Origin of the sequence: Veillonella parvula (assembly GCF_036456085.1) — a bacterium.
GTDB classification, from domain to species: Bacteria; Bacillota; Negativicutes; order Veillonellales; family Veillonellaceae; genus Veillonella; species Veillonella parvula_E.
Genome location: NZ_CP138632.1, coordinates 192,870 through 210,101, shown reverse-complemented (window position 1 = coordinate 210,101; position 17,232 = coordinate 192,870). Strand labels below are relative to the sequence as shown.

The window sequence follows — 17,232 nt, the reverse complement described above, 5'->3', positions numbered from 1 at the left end:
GTGTGATGTTCCTTTCTATAAAAAGTAATCAACTGTTACGCCAAAATAATCAGCGATTTTTTTAAGGGTTGTAACGCTTGGCTTATAATCGCCTTTGCGCCACGCTGTAACAGATGATGTATGCAAGCCTAAATCTTTGCACATTCGATAAGCTGTTACGCCGTTCTTTGTTAAGAGAACCTCGATTTTTTTATATTCCATTGCCTCACCCCTTTCTATGTGATAAAATTAGTTAAGAAATATTAATTAATTTCTATTACGTCAAGTTTTCTTAACGTTCCCTATGGCTATATAATAGCACAGAAAACTGAACGTACCTAGTAAACTTTTCGTAAATCTTTCTTAACTATTTTATAAAGTAAGGTCAGAAAAATGTACGAAAGATTTAATAATTTGTTGCAAGAAAAAGGGCTGACCGCATACAAAGTAGCAAAGGCTACTGGCGTGTCTAGGTCTACCCTCGCAGCATGGAAAAAGAAAGAATACACGCCAAAAATAGATAAGTTGCAAAAGTTGGCCAATTATTTAGGGGTATCGTTGTATTATTTAACTGGCGAGGTTGACGATTACGACATAATGCGTCAGCAAAAGATAGACTTTATTCATCAATGTGGTATTGATATTGATTTCACGTTATATGATGATGAGGCTGTCGATGATTTATACGTCGCATGTGCGCTCAAAAAAGATGTGATCCATAATTTAGAGTTACCAGAAATAAAAAAAGCGCCCTCTACGCTAATGAGCATAGAGAACGCTGAGGGGGTTAATTTAAAAGCGGTACTCGAAAAGGATAATGTATTGTCATATGATAAACACATCATTACAGCTGAGGAACGCACAACTATAAAAGCGCTTATAGAGGCGTTTTTAAAAACTAAGTAAAGGGAACATTAAGGGGAGTTATGTATTATGAAAAAGTTAGTTATTGTTGCTTGCCTATTAGCTAGCATGTCATTTTCTGCCGTTGCTATCAACCCAGCGGCGCCATTTGTACCAGCATATACAACCGAGAAAGGCGTAAATGTTAGCGTAAGAGCTGATTTAGATATAAAGAATTATGACGGCGGCAGCGTTGAAATATTGCTGTACACTCAAATAGATAACCCAGAAAAGCCATATATTACATGGAAATTGAACCACTTTTACTATACATTAGATCCGCACGGAACAGGAAAGCCTATATCTGTATTATATCGAGTGGATAGGGTTACAAATTTCTCGAGAAATTCTGATTATGTCGTGAGTGGCAGCGCACAGCCTACGCCTATAGTGCCTATTATTGAGGGTTCAGACGAATACAAAACAGCTGTATATGCTTATAATTTTGCTGTGCAAAGCGGCAAAATGGCCGAGGCGCAAGCTAAATATAAAGGCAAGAAATAAAAAAGAGCCCCTATCAAGGGGCTTTATTTATACCTAAAAGCCAAAAACCGCCGAGCATAAACTTCGGCGGTCATGGTTAGCACATCTTTACTTCTTGATAAGATTATACCATTGAAAGGAATATCACACAATGACAAATACAAAAGATTTACAAACAGGGGTTATATACGCCAGATATTCAAGCGATAAACAAAGAGATGAGTCAATCGAGGGGCAAATAAGAGAATGTACAGAGTACGCTCAGCGTGAGGGTATATTGATTACTAAAATATATACAGATAGAGCTCTCTCAGCTCGCACTGATAACCGCCCAGAGTTCTTGCAAATGATCCGTGATAGTGCCAATCAATCATTTAATTATGTCATAGTGTACCAGCTCGATAGGTTCAGCCGTAGCCGTGAGGATAGCGCCAAATACAAGGGCATATTACGCCGTAATGGGGTGAGAGTATTAAGCGCCAAGGAACATATCACCAATGAGCCTGCTGGTATTATTTTAGAAAGCATGCTCGAGGGTATGGCGGAATATTACAGCGTTGAGCTATCCCAAAAGGTTAAACGTGGCATGACTGAAAACGCACTTAAAGGCAAAATGAACGGTGCTGCTATTCCTCTCGGCTACGACCTAACAGAAAGCCACCATTTAGCCGTGAATACTCACGAGGCTAAGGCGGTAAGATTAATATATGACTTATACCTAAAACAGCATTCTATGGCTAAAATTTCAAATATTTTACACGGTAAAGGCTACACAACTAAGCGAGGCCGCAAGATTTCCCCTAGCGTGATTAAGAATATTCTGTCTAATGAGAAATATATAGGCGTGTACTCATGGGGTGATATTCGTATTGAGGACTCAATACCGCCTATTATCTCAAGAAAAATATTCGACGAGGTTCAAAAGATTATGCCTAATAGAATTAGAAATAAAGGCCGCCGCTCTGAAATGTATAGCTTATGTGGCAAGCTCATTTGTGGCGAATGTGGCGGCCACTATGTAGGCTCTACAGCTACATCAAGAAATGGCGAAAAGCACCATTATTACGTATGCACTAATAGAAGAAAATATCACACTTGTACAGCGCCAAATATCCGCCGTGATGAACTCGAGGACTTGGTGATTAATAAAACACTAAACATCTTAAATGAGCCTCAAATTATCGAGCGTATAGCCCATTTAGTAATGTCTGGCTATAGTAATGTTACCCAAGAGGCTAAAACGGCCATACATGGCATAAATAATAAAATTAAGGCTATAGATACAGAATTAGATAATTGCATGACGGCAATTAAGCAAGGTTTTATTACTGATAGGCTTAAATCAGAAATAGAAAGCCTCGAAAATGAACGTCAAGACCTATTAGAGCAAAAAGCGAACCATGAGAGCGCTATTACACCTATTAAATTTACTGCGGATCATATAGAGTATTTTCTCGAAAGAATGGCAACAGAAAACCCTACCACTAAGACAGGCCGCTCACGTATTCTTGATACGTTTATCAAAAGCGTAACTATCTATAATGATAGGGTTGAAATTATCTTCAATTATAAAAACGAATTGCCAGAATTTAACGACCAGTGCGAGGGTGGTTCGCATTTCAAAGTATTGGTGGGCCCACCTGGGTTCGAACCAGGGACCGACCGGTTATGAGCCGGTTGCTCTACCCCTGAGCTATAGGCCCTCAGTTAGTTTCTAGCTTATTAATTATACCGAATAGACTATCATTTAGTCAAGGCAACTCAAATCTTAAGACTGTTTCATTAGCATAAAACGGTGAATCATATGATCTTCGTTAAATACGCCTTTAGTAGTTAGTGTAGTCGTTTGGCTATCTGTAGATTTAATACCTCGTGCACTCATGCAGCTGTGAGACGATGTAATGTGCACAATAACATCATCAGACCCTGTCGCTAAGGAAATTACTTCCGCAATATCTTCACCAATTTTTTCTTGTAGTTGTAAACGCTTGCAGCACATTTCAGCTATGCGGGGAATCTTAGATAAACCTATGACACGACCTTTTGGAATGTACCCAATACTGATACTCATATCATACATCAATGCCATATGATGTTCACAATGAGAGAAGCAAGTAATATCCTTTACTACTACCATTTGATTTGTATCTACAGCGAAGGTCTTACCATACATTTCTGCAATCTCAGCGTTTGTATACTGAATGCCTTCATATACCTCTTCCATCATTTGAGCCACCCGTTTCGGTGTTTCTAACAAACCGTCCCGATTAGGATCCTCACCTAATGCTTCTAACAACTGATATATAAGCGATTCTATTTTTTTTGTATCCATATTTACCCCTTTATATCAAGATTTCATCAGACCTCATATCATACCATAGAAAAGATACTGATACTACACAGCCTAATAATACTATACACCCTTTGCATCTGGATCCCAGACAAATTTATGGATTTGCAGTTGGAATCGTACATTCTGCAAATTATATGCTTTCATATAATCGATAATCGATGCCGCCTCAATCTGTCCCCATACAGGCGATACATATATTTGAGCCACTGTAGGATATTTACTAATTATGCGACGCATACAATCCAAATCTTCTGGAGAACCAACGACAAACTTAATCAAATCACGTTCTGTAGCCACCTTGAATATATCTATATTCATAGACTCTTCAGCTAAAGAGGACGGCGTTTTATAATCGTAGGTAAACCACACATTATCTCTATGAAAGCTCGGTACAATCGTGCCATTTGTTTCAATATTAAAATCATAATAGCTAATATTAGGTATCTTTCGTTTATCAAATTTATCTACATCATTAATACGAGTTAAATCACTTTGATTTGATGGACTGTTTTGTATCTTTAAAGCCTTCCGACGATTTAATTCATCAATTAACTCTACAACAGCAGCTTCTTGTAATAGAGGCTCCCCACCAGTAATAGTAATGCGATGATTACCTAAGCTTTCAATAACATCAGCCACCTCAGCTACAGTCATCTCTGTGAATACACTATCAATGCCGTAGCTATAAGTCGTGTCGCAATAGGAACAGCGAATATTGCAATCATGAAGGCGTAAAAATGTAGTCAGCAAGCCTTGCCGACTACCTTCCCCATCAATAGAGGCAAAAATCTCAATCACGTTCATAAATAGCTGTGTTCCCTTCAGATTCTTGAACCTCTACTTTAAAGCATTTTGGGCCCAATTCATCAGCGATCCATTTTGCCATATTCTCCGCAGTAGGATTTATATCGCCTAGTACATCGTTGATATGGCGATGGTCCAATCGACCATGAATTTTTTCTTTAATAATCGTAAAATCGATGACCATCCCATTATGATCTAACTCTTCAGAACGTGCATGAACTGTAATAATCCAGTTATGCCCATGAAGATTTTGACATTTACTCGGATAATCTAGTTTTAATTGATGAGATGCACTCACCTCTAACCGTTTAGTAACTGTAAACATTATATCTCCTATCTATTACATAAGCTTTCAACTTATATCTATTACATAGAACTTATCGATATTACATGAAACGCTTGTCTATTACGTAAGTCTTATCATAAATTACTTTTTATTGTAAGATATTACCATTTTTTATTATAACACAAAAGGGTTGTAATACAGTGCTATACAACACTGCATTACAACCCTTAAGAGATTCAAAATATTATAAGAAGTCTTTGATTTTATCACGTTTACCGCGGTTACGCAATTTAGTAAGCGCTTTACCTTCAATCTGACGAATACGTTCTCTTGTTACATTGAAATGTTGACCAACTTCTTCCAATGTACGAGGCTTACCATCCTTCAAACCAAAACGTAAAATCAAGACTTGTTGCTCACGATCAGTCAAGCATGTAAATACATCTTCAATCTGCTCTTGCAATAAAATGTAGCTAGCTGCATCGTCTGGAGCAATTGCATCTTGGTCCTCGATGAAGTCCCCTAAATGGGAATCTTCCTCTTCACCAATCGGAGTTTCCAAGGATACTGGCTCTTGAGCGATTTTCTGAATTTCACGCACCCGCTCTACAGTAATTCCCATACCTTCAGCAATTTCTTCTGGCAATGGCTCACGACCCTTGTCTTGCAACAATTGTCTAGAAATACGAATCAATTTATTAATTGTTTCTACCATATGTACAGGAATACGAATCGTACGAGCTTGGTCTGCAATAGCACGCGTAATTGCTTGACGAATCCACCATGTAGCATACGTAGAAAATTTATAACCTTTAGTATAATCGAATTTATCTACCGCTTTGATTAGACCTAAGTTACCTTCTTGGATTAGATCCAAGAACAACATACCGCGACCTACATAACGTTTTGCGATACTTACAACTAGTCGCAAGTTAGCATCTACCAATTTTTTCTTTGCCTTTTTGCTAAGTTGAATATCTTTATATGTAGCATCCTCTTGAGCACCAGCTTCAATTTGCTTAGCTAATACGATTTCTTCATCAGCTGAAAGCAATGGCACTCGACCAATCTCTTTTAGGTACATTCGTACAGGGTCATCGATATTAACACCAGAATCAACACTTAAATCGATAGCAATTTTTTTCTCGCTAGAAACTTCGTCTTCATCTTCATCCGTTTCAATTGTATGATTATCTGTATCATCAGCATCGATATCTGCCACAATCTCAACATTCAATTTACCCAAAGTCGTATAAATATCATCTAATTGTTCCGCAGTAATTTCCGTCTGCTCATGAAGAGCATCTGAAATCTCGGATTGTGTCAACACACCGCTCTTACGGCCTTTTTCAAGAAGTTGCTCAACAATCTCCTCTATTTGACTTTTTTGTACTTTCTTAGCCACAGCGCTCTCCTTTTTAACCATTAATGATTTACTTAGACCATTCTCTAATTAAATTCTGTATTTCCTGACACTTATGTAATTCGCTAATAAACGTCGAATCTCCTGCTCGTTTTAATTGATCCGCCATAATCGAATGCGCTTTATACTGTTCACGCAATGAATGGAGCCTTATCTTGCGGATTAATGCAGGCACTTGTACCTTATATTCATCGTCACTCATGACGACCAACCTAGAGTAAATATCGTATTCTTGAGAAGATAAAACAGATTGAATTGCAGTTTCATCTAGACGACCTTCGGACTTATACAAGGTGAATAGCTTTTCTATTATACCTCGATATTCAATTTTTTCAAAGTCCTCTAATGGCAAATAGCTCATCATATGTTGTAATACTTCGCCATTTGTGAAAGCTAAGGATAATAATTTTTCCGCATCACCCCTTGGTAAATCCTGTGTTGGCAAAGGTGTCGATGCCGTATCCACTAATTCAATTTGTCCTTTTTTCACATAATCTCTAAAGTATCTAAAAATAGTACTATTATCAAGCCATAATGGCAATGCCAATGTTTTTAAAGCATCATCTCTCTGCGTTTGACTATCTATATTTGCAATATATGGGAAAACATCTGCCATAACAGCCTGCTTTCCTTCTGTATCATTTGTATCGTGTTTAATTAAAGACTCACTTAATAGATAATCAAGAGGCTTAACAGCTTTAGCAACTAACTCCTTAAATGCCTGCCCCCCATGATTACGCACATAATCATCTGGATCTTTGCCGTCTGGCATAGCAAGGACACGCACCTTAAAATCCGTATTTTGCAATAATTCAATAGCTCTAGCAGCCGCCTGACGACCAGCACCATCCATATCATAAGCTAACACGATTTCTTCAGCCTGCCTCATCAAGATATGTCCATGATCTCTTGTATAAGCAGTCCCCAATGATGCGACTACATTAGTAACACCATGATTATGAGCAGATATAACATCCATATAGCCTTCTACAAGAATAGCTTGTTTTTCCTCACGAATAGATTTATAAGCCTTATCAAAAGCAAATAGAAGTTTACCTTTTTCAAAGATTGATGACTCTGGAGAGTTTAAATATTTTGGTGTACTATCATCCATAACACGCCCACCAAAAGCAACTACTCGCCCTTTACCATCCATAATGGGGAACATAATTCTATTTCTGAAGAAGTCATAAAATTGACCCTTTTGATTCTTTCTGACAAGATTCAACTCCAAGAGAATGGAATCATCAATACCACGGTCATGAAAGGCACGATATAACTTATCCCAACCATCAGGAGCAAAACCAAGTTTAAATTGTTCTATGGTTTCTTGTGTGAGCCCCCTCTTTTTCAAATAATCTAATCCCACTTTACCAATAGACGTTTGAGTGAGACAGTTATGGAAAAAGGTGGCTGCTAAATCAGAAGCTTCATACAGTTTTTTACGTCTTTCATCTCTAGCTCTTTGCTCAGGTGAAAGTTTCGCCTCTGGCAATGGAATATTAGCCCGATTAGCTAGCCGCTCTAAAGCTTCTACAAAGGTTAAATGCTCTAACTCCATAAGAAATTTAATAGCATTTCCTGATGCATGGCAACCAAAACAATAATAAAAACCCTTTTCAGGAGCTACGCTAAAGGATGGCGTTTTTTCATTATGAAATGGACAACAACCCCAATAGTTCTTGCCGCGTTTCTTTAAGGCTACATGCTCGGATACAACTGACACGATATCATTAGCATCTTTGATTTGTTCAATCAACTCATTTTCAAAATATCGGCTCATAGCCAACGCCTCCTTCCCCATATATATATATTAATTCTATATACAAATAAAAAATCCTCTATTTGTAAAGCATTTTAATCAATTAAATTATAAAAATAATATAAAAAAGCTTGATACGAATCATAGGAATCATCATCTACAATGTAATGTACATGATGATTTCTATACGCCGTATATAGCAATATGTAATTACCGAAACTTTGATAACAATAGGCTGCAATGAAAACATTGCAGCCTATACTTATCGCTTATAGCATATTATTTTGCGTAATCCACAACGCGAGTTTCACGAATAATTACGACCTTAATTTGGCCTGGATATTCAAGTTCTGACTCGATGCGTTTTACGATATTCCGAACAAGTAATGTAGACTCAGCTTCATCAATCTTATCCGGCTTTACTACAACGCGAATCTCACGACCGGCTTGAATAGCAAAACATTTTTCAACGCCTTCGAAGGATTCAGCGATTTCTTCCAATTTAGATAAACGTTTTAAGTAGTTTTCTAATGTTTCTCGACGTGCTCCTGGACGGGCAGCGGAGATAGCATCAGCGGCAGCTACTAATACAGCTTCTACTGTTTGGAACTCTTCATCACCATGATGAGCACCAATACAGTTAATTACTGCTGCACTTTCACGATATTTACGAGCCACATCAACACCGATTTGAACATGAGAACCTTCAAGTTCACGGTCTAATGCTTTACCAATATCATGAATCAAACCACCTCGTTTAGCCAAAGTTACATCACAGCCTAGTTCAGCTGCCATTAAACCTGCTAAATGAGATACTTCAATGGAATGTTTCAATACGTTTTGACCATAACTAGTACGATATTTCAAACGGCCTAAAATCTTAACAATTTCAGGATGTAAGCCGTGAACATCAGCTTCAAATGTCGCTTGTTCACCAGCCTCTTTAATAGTTTGGTCCACCTCTTTACGAGCTTTACCAACCATTTCTTCAATACGAGCTGGATGGATACGACCATCTACAATCAATTTTTCCAGCGCAATACGAGCCACTTCACGACGAATTGGATCGAAGCCGGAAAGAATAACTGCTTCTGGTGTGTCATCGATAATCAAATCAATACCTGTTAATGTTTCGAGTGCACGAATGTTACGACCCTCACGACCGATAATGCGCCCCTTCATTTCATCATTAGGCAATGCCACTACGGATACGGTAGTTTCCGCTACATGGTCAGCTGCACAACGTTGGATAGCAGAGGAGATAATTTCTTTCGCTTTTTTCTCCGCTTCATCCTTAGCTTGCTGCTCCATTTCCTTAACCATAATCGCCGTTTCATGACGGATTTCTTGTTCCACATTCGTTAACAAGATATTTTTTGCTTCTTCGAACGTCATGCCAGAAATACGTTCCAATTCTGCCATTTGTTTTTCATACAAAGCTTCTACCTTTTCACGGCTTTGGGCTAAGTCAGCTTCTTTGCGATGTAAAGCTTCCTCTTTGTGCTCAATATTGTCTAATTTTTTATCCAAAGATTCTTCTTTTTGAAGAATACGACGTTCCATACGTTGAAGTTCAGAACGACGATCTTTATTTTCTCGTTCTACATCAGAACGGAGCTTATGAATTTCTTCTTTCGCTTCTAATAAAGCTTCTTTCTTTTTAGACTCAGCTGTGCGTTCACCATTTGCAATGATGCGTGCAGCCTCTTGTTCAGCTTGATTCAGTTTTCCTTCAGCAATATTTTTTCTTAAAAAATAGCCTACCCCTAGTCCAATCAGTACCATTACCACTGCAATTAGACTATACTCTAGAATTTCTTTCACCTCCTTTTTATTTCTCAAAATTGAGCTTTCATGCTCCTTTTTATGCCCTTTATGCATTAAATTATCAATTAGCCATATCATCATATAAATAAATAAGGCTATTATTAATTTTAGACTTCAAAGCCCTTTCTGTCAAGATTTTACAAGCCTACCAAGGCCTCTCAAAAAGCAGAATTTATTCATAAAAATCATTGCATACAACTTGAATTGTGCTTGTTGAGAACCCCCTGTATTTGAGAAAACTAAAAACTTTTACCTGAGGAGTCTTCTCTTCATTGAGAATAGATCCAAATTTTTTCTCTACCACCCGATAAGCAGCTTTTACCTCATCATAAGCAGAAATTTCTTGAGGAATCGCAAGTCCTCGAAGTTTCATTTTTTGCTTAATCATATAAGCACCGTATTTCTGTTCTTTCATAAAATAGGCTAATACCTGCTCAGATAAACGTTCATCATTAATGTAATCATAATCTTTAAGGCGCTCAAGGACCCTCTCAATGATAGGGTCCTCGAATTGTTTACGTCTCATTTTTTGCGTCAGCTCATAAGAACTAAGGAAGCGCTGAGCTAAGAAGCGATACGCTTGATCCATAGCAGCTTGCATCGTTTCGTCACTCATGATTATACTTCTTCAGTTACTTCTTCACCAATTACATCGATTTCTTCAGTGCCAACAGCCAATGTATCACGAATAATGCGATCGATTTCATCAGCTATTTGTGGATTCTCTAACAAGTATTGTTTAGCCGCTTCCTTACCTTGCCCCATACGTTCCCCATTATAGGAGTACCAAGCACCAGATTTATTAATAATTTCCATATTTGTACCAATATCAATAAGTGTGCCAGTTTTAGAGATACCTTCGCCATACATCAAATCAAATTCAGCTGTCTTAAATGGAGGTGCCACCTTATTTTTGACAACTTTGACTTTTGTTCGAGCGCCAACATTTTCGTTGTTTGCTTTAATTAATTCCCCTTTACGAACATCAAGTCGCACGGAAGAATAGAATTTCAACGCACGACCACCAGTCGTTGTTTCAGGATTACCGAACATAACACCTACTTTTTCACGCAATTGGTTGATGAAGATAACAACTGTTTTGGATTTACTGATGATACCAGTCAATTTGCGCAAAGCTTTACTCATCAAACGAGCTTGTAAGCCTACGTGAGCATCGCCCATTTCGCCATCGATTTCCGCTTTAGGAACCAAAGCCGCTACGGAGTCAACTACAACAATATCTACTGCACCACTGCGAACAAGAGCTTCTGTAATTTCTAGAGCTTGTTCTCCATTATCTGGTTGAGAAATCAACAAATTATTGATGTCTACCCCCAAGTTGCGAGCATATACAGGATCCATCGCATGTTCCGCATCAATAAATGCTGCAATACCACCTTGTTTTTGAGCTTCTGCTACAGCGTGAAGAGCCACTGTTGTTTTACCAGAAGATTCTGGACCGTAGATTTCAATTACACGGCCACGAGGGAAACCACCTACACCAACAGCAATATCGATAGCAAGAGAACCAGAGGAAATCACCTCTACATTCATGCGATCTGCCGCTTCACCAAGACGCATAATAGCACCTTTACCAAAATCTTTTTCAATTTGTTTTAACGCGTTATCCAACGCTGCTTGTCTGCCATCTACAGCCATTATTTTATTTCTCCTTTTCTGTTATATAAGTATAAACATAGTATAGTGCTAGCTCTGCCGCACTTTGTCTAATATCTTCTCGATTGCCAATTAAATTAGCTTTATGGGCCACTGTGCCATGTGGACCAGTAACACCAAACCACACTAGTCCAACGGGCTTTTCTTGAGTTCCTCCACCAGGACCGGCTATCCCCGTTGTAGAAACAGCATATGTTGTTTGGCCAACAGTTCGTGCCCCCTCTGCCATAGCCTTAGCCACTTGTTCACTAACAGCGCCATATGTATCTAACATATCTTGTGGTACACCTAAAACACGATGTTTCACATCATTACTATACGAAATGACACCACCCATATAGTACTCACTACTGCCACTGACATTAGTCAGTAATTTACCAACCAATCCTGATGTACATGATTCAGCAGTACTAATAGTACTATGTTCCTCTAACAAGGTTCGACCTAATGTTTCCTCCATAGAAATTGTTAAGTTGCGCCCTATGCGAGAGCCTAAGCGTTCTCGTATGATTGCATCCCAAGGATTAAGCAGGTCTTGTGCCGCTTCTAATGTTTCAGCCTTAGCAGTGATGCGAACCTCAATGTAGCCCTTTTTAATGAGCAAAGCTATGGTCGGATTAGATTGCTTCTTAATTAGATCCATCAAGGTGCTTTCTAAATCAATTTCACGAATATCATATACGCCATAACGATAGGATGTAACAACACCTTGAGAACCAAATCGGCCATTTAAATAAGGAACTACGCTCTCTTGGAACATGCCCTTCATTTCTCCAGGAGGTCCAGGTAAAAGTATGTACGTAGTGTCGCCATCTTCAACGACTACACCGGGAGCAACTCCAACAGGGTTATATAATACCTTTGCCCCTTTTGGTAATTGTGCTTCTCGCCGACTCGCATCGGGTATAGTACGGTTTACACTTTTAAAAAACCTTTCAAGCTCGTTCATGGCCTCTTGATTAAACACAATAGGTCTGCCAATTGAATCGGCAAGTACATTACGTGTAATGTCGCCCTGCGTTGGTCCTAGCCCACCAGTACTAATAACGATATCAGCCCTTGTACTAGCGAGCTGAAAGACTTCAGCCATCCGTTTCGGATTATCACCTACCACCGATTGATGGGCAATGGTATATCCTAGTTTATTCAACTCTTGTGCTAGCCATGATACATTCGTATTTACTGTATCACCTAGCAATAATTCTGAACCTGTAGAAATAAGTTCTACAATCATCAGATCACCTCCACAATCGAATATATCGAACTGTGCATTATTCTACAACCGTAGCTACTACATCATAAGCAAAGCCTTGCTCTACTTGTACCTTAAGAATATCACCAGGTTGAATGTCTTCACCGCAGTCTTCAATGTACATATTACCATCTACATCAGGTGCTTGAGATTTCAATCGCCCTTTTGCAAGCAATGTGTTATTCTCGCCTTCTTCGATTTCCTCTACCATAGCATAATCAATGGTACCTTCTAAATTGCGATTATTCTCTTCAGAGATAGCAGCTTGGATGGACATAAGAACGTGATAGCGCTCTTCTTTGACCTCTTCTGGTATTTGGTCTTCACGAGCACCAGCTGGTGTACCATCTTCTTGAGAATACGTAAATACGCCCATATTATCAAATTTGATTTCTTTTACAAAGTCACAAAGTTCCTCAAATTGTTCATCTGTTTCACCAGGGAATCCAACGATGATAGAGGTGCGCAATGTAATATGAGTCGGTGCATTTCTAATTTTCTTAAGCAAACGCTCAATATCATTGCGATCATCTCGGCGATTCATTTGTTTCAAAATATCGTTATTAACATGTTGCAATGGAATATCTACATATTTACAAAGCTTTGGCTCATTAACGATAATATCTAACAATTCATCAGAGAAAAATGTCGGATATAGGTATAGCATGCGAATCCATTCTATGCCTTCTACAGTTGTTAATTCTTTTAACAATGTCGTCAACAATGGTTTACCATCATTAAGGTCGATACCATAACTCGTTGTATCTTGAGCGATAAGGACAACTTCCTTAACCCCGGTCGCAGCCAATCGTTCCACTTCAGCCTTGATAGACTCGATAGTACGACTACGGAATGCACCGCGTACCTTTGGGATAATACAGAATGTACACCCGTTATTACAGCCTTCTGCAATTTTTACATATGCACTATAACGAGGTGTTGTTTGAATACGAGGCATGCGCTCATCGTAGATATTCGTAATATTTTCCATGATACAACTGCGATTGCCGTGCTCAATAGCATCAACGGCTACCATAACTTGATCCCATGCACCGGTACCGATTAATGCATCAATTTCAGGAATTTCTTGGAATAATTCATCCTGATATTGTTGACTAAGACAACCTGCTACGATAAGGCCCTTACAAGCACCATCCTCCTTATATTGGGCAACCTCAAGGATGGTATTTATAGACTCAGCCTTAGCTTTTTCAATAAAAGTACAGGTATTTACAACGATAAGATCTGCTTCGCTTAAGTCTTCTGTAATCGAATAGCCATTATCTCTCAATAAGCCTAACATTACCTCTGTATCTACTAAATTTTTAGCACAACCTAGGCTAACATATCCTAATTTTTTCCCCATTACATATCCTTTCGTCACTAGATTCTTTTTATTTATTTCTTGGATTTATACAACTGACTTAGTCCTTACGGAATCGTACCTGGCTAACCCAATGATTTAACAATAACTTTTTACCCTCTAGGGTATAACCACCATTCACAGGCCATAACACTAAATCATGCCCCATAGAATCTTTTGGCTCATCCATCTCAGGATTAGTAAATATATAGGTAAAATTCTTTTCTACCATATATTTTGCCGTTTTAGAAGATAGTAACCAATTAATAAACTCTACACTATCTGCTTTATGTTTTGAATTTTTTAAAACGGCAGCACCAGTCACATAATAAGACGTACCATCTTTAGGATAAATGATCTTAATTGGATACCCATGATGACTATATTGCGCCGCATCAGACAAGTTACCAATACCAATATTTGTCTCCCCTAGCGCAGTTAGGCGTATTGGAGTAGACAAAAATTTAGCATGTTGAACCACATGGGGCTTCAAACTATATAAGTATTCAAGAGCCTCTGGTTCCCCTTTATACTCTACCATATTATATAGCAAATTGGCCGCATTCTGAGATGCTACAAAATCGGTCATAACGATAGACCAATCACCTTGTTTTCCCAATGTATCCCATGTAGTAATATATTTACCAATGCCATTATGGAAGGTATCATTCTGAACAAATACGATGGGATCATACCAAATACCAACCCAATAGCCATTTGGATCCTTTAGATTATCACGTACCTCGTCAATACGTTCATTGACGATGGGCATATATTTACCTGCATTGGCACCAATTACGAGATTATCTTCAGAAGTTAGCACCAAATCACCAGAAGTATCAGCCACTATAGAAGCCGACCGTTGCGACATTTGTTCCTCTGTAAGAGGCATTACAGTGACTTTTACCTTTTGTTCCTCTTCATAACGCTCAGCAAGCATAGCTGTCAAAGTATTAGGTAAGTCCGTATAGACTATAATTTCACCACGAATAGGCTCTTTGGCCTGTTCTATTTGTTCTTGTTGGTAAAAGTTTATGCCATAGATCAACATTCCTACCACAAATAATGCTAAGATGCTCGGAGCAATCCATCGTTTCATATATGCCTCCCATAAGACATAAAGTATCTTAAAATGAGAGTAGCTAGAGCTACTCCCTACATGTAACGACCACCAAAACTTTTATTAGATGTACGAACTTTAGTCACATCTCTACTACGCCTTTTTCCAGTCTGGCATCGATTCCTAGATTCGCAACCTCGTTTGCCATTACGGGATTTACTAGATTGGCTAATACGCTTAGAATTTCCACCAATTGGTCGGGGTGGAATTAAACATTCTGGGCCAAAGCCAATTAAATCACGTCGATTGGCTTCTATGAGAGCCTCTTTAACAAGGTCATAGTTTTCAATATTTTTAAACTGCATCAATGCGCGCTGTTTTGCTTTATCTCTACCCTTTTTAGCAACATAAACAGGTTTTCCATCTAGTGGATTAATGCCCGTATAATACATACAAGTAGAAAGGCTACCCGGCGTAGGAATAAAATCCTGTACTTGCTCTGGGTACATATGGTGATCTCGTAAAAATTCCGCTAATTCAATAGCATCCTCTAGGGCACAACCGGGATGAGAGCTCATAAAGTACGGCACTAAGTATTGTTTCTTACCAAGCTTTTTATTTGCCTCTTCAAACCAAGACTTAAAGGTTAGGAATTCTTCTTTACCAGCTTTCCCCATCATATTGGTAACCCGTTTAGATACATGTTCTGGAGCTACCTTTAGCTGCCCACTTACGTGAAACTCGCAAAGTTCCCGCACAAAATCTTTATTGTTATCGGCTAGTACATAGTCATAACGCAAACCAGAACGAACAAATACCTTTTTTACACCTTTTAGTTTACGTAATTTACGCAGTAAAGCAATATAGTCATCATGATTTGTATTCAAGTTTTCACAAGGCTCTGGAGCCGCACAAGTACGACCTTTACACGCACCATAGACAGCTTGTTTATCGCAAGCTAGATGGCGGAAGTTTGCCGTAGGGCCCCCTACATCATGAATATACCCTTTAAAATTGTCCATCTTGATCATCATGTGAGCTTCTTCAATCAAAGACTCATGACTACGATTCTGAATGATACGCCCTTGGTGATTAGTAATAGCACAGAAAGAACAACTGCCAAAGCAACCTCGTTGGCTCACAAGGCTAAATTGAACTTCGCTTAATGCTGGCACACCACCCTTATCATCGTATTTAGGATGCCACTTTCGAGTATATGGCAAGTTATAGACACCGTCCATTTCCTCCTGTGTCAATGGCAACGCAGGCGTGTTCTGAATGAGATATCTATCACCATGCTTTTGGACTACAATACGTCCATAGAACGGATCTTGTTCATCGTATTGAATGCGGAATGCATCGGCAAAATCCATCTTATCCGCCTTAATAGCTTCATACGATGGGCACTCTACATAGTCAATGGTTGGAATTTCCTTTGCCATGTAGCAAATGCCACGTATAGATGGCAAAGACTCTTTAAATCGACCCTGATCTAAGGCATCAGCTAGTTCAACGATTTGAAGTTCTCCCATGCCATAGACGAGTACATCGGCCTTAGAATCTACTAAGATGGATCGACGCACCGTATCTGACCAATAGTCATAATGACCAAAGCGACGCAAAGACGCTTCTATACCACCAATGATAAGAGGTACATCACTGTAAGCCTCCTTCATACGGTTAGCATATACCAAGGTAGCACGATCTGGACGATGACCTGACTCACCACCTGGAGAATAATCATCTTGACGGCGAACTTTCTTTGCTGCCGTAAATTTATTAAGCATTGAATCTAAATTCCCTGCCGTAACAAGGGATGCTAGACGTGGTTTACCTAGTTTTTTGAAAGCCTCTACATCATTCCAATCTGGTTGATCTATAATGCCTACACGATAACCTTTGGATTCCAAGTATCTACCGATAACTGCAGGCGCAAAGGATGGATGGTCCACATAAGCGTCCCCACTGATGAGAACGAAATCTAATTCAGCCCAACCACGTTCCTTCATATCCGAAGGTTCTGTTACTAAAAATCTATCCATTGATTGTGTAAATGCCTT

Annotated in this window: 16 protein-coding genes and 1 tRNA gene; 3 read left to right on the top strand and 14 right to left on the bottom strand. The window is 38.9% G+C overall.

Features of this window, described 5'->3' with window-relative positions; genetic code table 11:
- Positions 1-15: 15 nt before the first annotated feature.
- On the bottom strand, positions 16-201 hold the full coding sequence (locus tag PK1910_RS00940; RefSeq protein WP_331299092.1) for a helix-turn-helix domain-containing protein: 186 nt from the start codon (positions 199-201) through the stop codon (positions 16-18).
- A gap of 171 nt (positions 202-372) precedes the next feature.
- On the opposite strand from PK1910_RS00940, the gene PK1910_RS00935 reads away from it, so the two are divergent.
- The 3 genes from PK1910_RS00935 (at position 373) to PK1910_RS10260 (ending at position 3,037) form a co-directional block, all read left to right on the top strand.
- Entirely contained in the window at positions 373-885 is a 513-nt protein-coding gene (locus PK1910_RS00935; RefSeq protein ID WP_331299090.1) for a helix-turn-helix domain-containing protein, read from the top strand.
- Between the two features lie 27 nt (positions 886-912).
- Entirely contained in the window at positions 913-1,386 is a 474-nt protein-coding gene (locus tag PK1910_RS00930) for a hypothetical protein (RefSeq protein ID WP_302131503.1), read from the top strand.
- 130 nt (positions 1,387-1,516) lie between these two features.
- Positions 1,517-3,037, top strand: coding sequence for a recombinase family protein (locus PK1910_RS10260; RefSeq protein WP_414617155.1), 1,521 nt, complete (start codon positions 1,517-1,519; stop codon positions 3,035-3,037).
- Here the strand turns inward: PK1910_RS10260 and PK1910_RS00925 are convergent.
- The 13 genes from PK1910_RS00925 to PK1910_RS00865 all read right to left on the bottom strand — a co-directional run bounded on the left by PK1910_RS00925 (position 2,994) and on the right by PK1910_RS00865 (position 17,214).
- Positions 2,994-3,068, bottom strand: a tRNA-Ile gene (locus PK1910_RS00925). The genes PK1910_RS10260 and PK1910_RS00925 overlap by 44 nt on opposite strands.
- Positions 3,069-3,133: 65 nt before the next feature.
- Complete coding sequence (gene folE, locus PK1910_RS00920; RefSeq protein ID WP_287511269.1) at positions 3,134-3,697, bottom strand: GTP cyclohydrolase I FolE; 564 nt, start codon at positions 3,695-3,697, stop codon at positions 3,134-3,136.
- Between the two features lie 81 nt (positions 3,698-3,778).
- The gene (locus PK1910_RS00915) at positions 3,779-4,522 is read right to left on the bottom strand and encodes a radical SAM protein (protein WP_287511271.1); all 744 of its coding nucleotides are present in this window, start codon (positions 4,520-4,522) and stop codon (positions 3,779-3,781) included.
- Entirely contained in the window at positions 4,509-4,847 is a 339-nt protein-coding gene (gene queD / locus PK1910_RS00910) for a 6-carboxytetrahydropterin synthase QueD (RefSeq protein WP_004696395.1), read from the bottom strand. Before queD ends, PK1910_RS00915 begins: the two co-directional genes overlap by 14 nt.
- A 205-nt stretch (positions 4,848-5,052) precedes the next feature.
- Positions 5,053-6,213, bottom strand: a complete 1,161-nt coding sequence (gene rpoD, locus PK1910_RS00905; RefSeq protein WP_077708559.1) for an RNA polymerase sigma factor RpoD — start codon at positions 6,211-6,213, stop codon at positions 5,053-5,055.
- 28 nt (positions 6,214-6,241) lie between these two features.
- Complete coding sequence (gene dnaG, locus PK1910_RS00900; RefSeq protein WP_287511272.1) at positions 6,242-8,014, bottom strand: DNA primase; 1,773 nt, start codon at positions 8,012-8,014, stop codon at positions 6,242-6,244.
- Between the two features lie 258 nt (positions 8,015-8,272).
- Complete coding sequence (gene rny / locus PK1910_RS00895; RefSeq protein ID WP_004696400.1) at positions 8,273-9,874, bottom strand: ribonuclease Y; 1,602 nt, start codon at positions 9,872-9,874, stop codon at positions 8,273-8,275.
- Positions 9,875-9,992: 118 nt separating this feature from the next.
- Complete coding sequence (locus PK1910_RS00890; RefSeq protein WP_287511273.1) at positions 9,993-10,436, bottom strand: regulatory protein RecX; 444 nt, start codon at positions 10,434-10,436, stop codon at positions 9,993-9,995.
- Between the two features lie 2 nt (positions 10,437-10,438).
- Complete coding sequence (recA, locus tag PK1910_RS00885; RefSeq protein ID WP_004696404.1) at positions 10,439-11,479, bottom strand: recombinase RecA; 1,041 nt, start codon at positions 11,477-11,479, stop codon at positions 10,439-10,441.
- Positions 11,480-11,483: 4 nt separating this feature from the next.
- Entirely contained in the window at positions 11,484-12,731 is a 1,248-nt protein-coding gene (locus PK1910_RS00880) for a competence/damage-inducible protein A (RefSeq protein ID WP_287511275.1), read from the bottom strand.
- A 37-nt stretch (positions 12,732-12,768) separates the two neighbouring features.
- On the bottom strand, positions 12,769-14,115 hold the full coding sequence (gene rimO / locus PK1910_RS00875; RefSeq protein ID WP_287511276.1) for a 30S ribosomal protein S12 methylthiotransferase RimO: 1,347 nt from the start codon (positions 14,113-14,115) through the stop codon (positions 12,769-12,771).
- Between the two features lie 58 nt (positions 14,116-14,173).
- A complete protein-coding gene (locus tag PK1910_RS00870) occupies positions 14,174-15,211 on the bottom strand; it encodes an ABC transporter substrate-binding protein (RefSeq protein WP_004698526.1) in 1,038 nt (345 codons plus the stop codon).
- Positions 15,212-15,267: 56 nt separating this feature from the next.
- The gene (locus tag PK1910_RS00865) at positions 15,268-17,214 is read right to left on the bottom strand and encodes a YgiQ family radical SAM protein (protein WP_004698698.1); all 1,947 of its coding nucleotides are present in this window, start codon (positions 17,212-17,214) and stop codon (positions 15,268-15,270) included.
- Positions 17,215-17,232: the final 18 nt, after the last annotated feature.